The 409-nt window shown below is 44.7% G+C and carries 2 tRNA genes and 1 rRNA gene; all 3 read right to left on the reverse strand.

Annotated elements, in window-relative coordinates:
* Window positions 1-55 precede the first annotated feature (55 nt).
* The 3 genes from HMPREF3116_RS04850 to rrf all read right to left on the reverse strand — a co-directional run bounded on the left by HMPREF3116_RS04850 (window position 56) and on the right by rrf (window position 354).
* A tRNA-Thr gene (locus HMPREF3116_RS04850) sits at window positions 56-128 on the reverse strand.
* A 25-nt stretch (window positions 129-153) separates the two neighbouring features.
* Window positions 154-227: transfer RNA gene (locus HMPREF3116_RS04855), tRNA-Asn, on the reverse strand.
* An 11-nt stretch (window positions 228-238) separates the two neighbouring features.
* Window positions 239-354 (reverse strand): 5S ribosomal RNA (rrf, locus tag HMPREF3116_RS04860).
* Window positions 355-409: the final 55 nt, after the last annotated feature.

A 409-nucleotide genomic window follows, 5' to 3' on the forward strand; every position in this document is an offset into this window, starting at 1 on the left:
CAGGTGTGACCTTCTTGCCATCGTCACCACACGGTTATTTTATACAAATATACAAAGCTACCAACGGGATTTGAACCCGTGACCTCCGCCTTACCAAGGCGACGCTCTACCAACTGAGCTATGGCAGCAAGTTGATATATAGGTACAAAAAAACTCCGCAAGTAGGACTCGAACCTACGACATCTTGATTAACAGTCAAGCGCTACTACCAACTGAGCTATTGCGGAATAAAAATATTGCATGGCAACGTCCTAGTCTCACAGGGGGCAACCCCCAACTACATTCGGCGCTAAGAAGCTTAACTTCTGTGTTCGAGATGGGAACAGGTGTGACCTTCTTGCCATCGTCACCACACAATATTTATGTATTTATGAGCATTTTGTTCGCTCAAAACTGAATCTGTAAGTCA

This window comes from Aerococcus sp. HMSC10H05, from assembly GCF_001806975.1.
Taxonomy (GTDB): domain Bacteria; phylum Bacillota; class Bacilli; order Lactobacillales; family Aerococcaceae; genus Aerococcus; species Aerococcus viridans_B.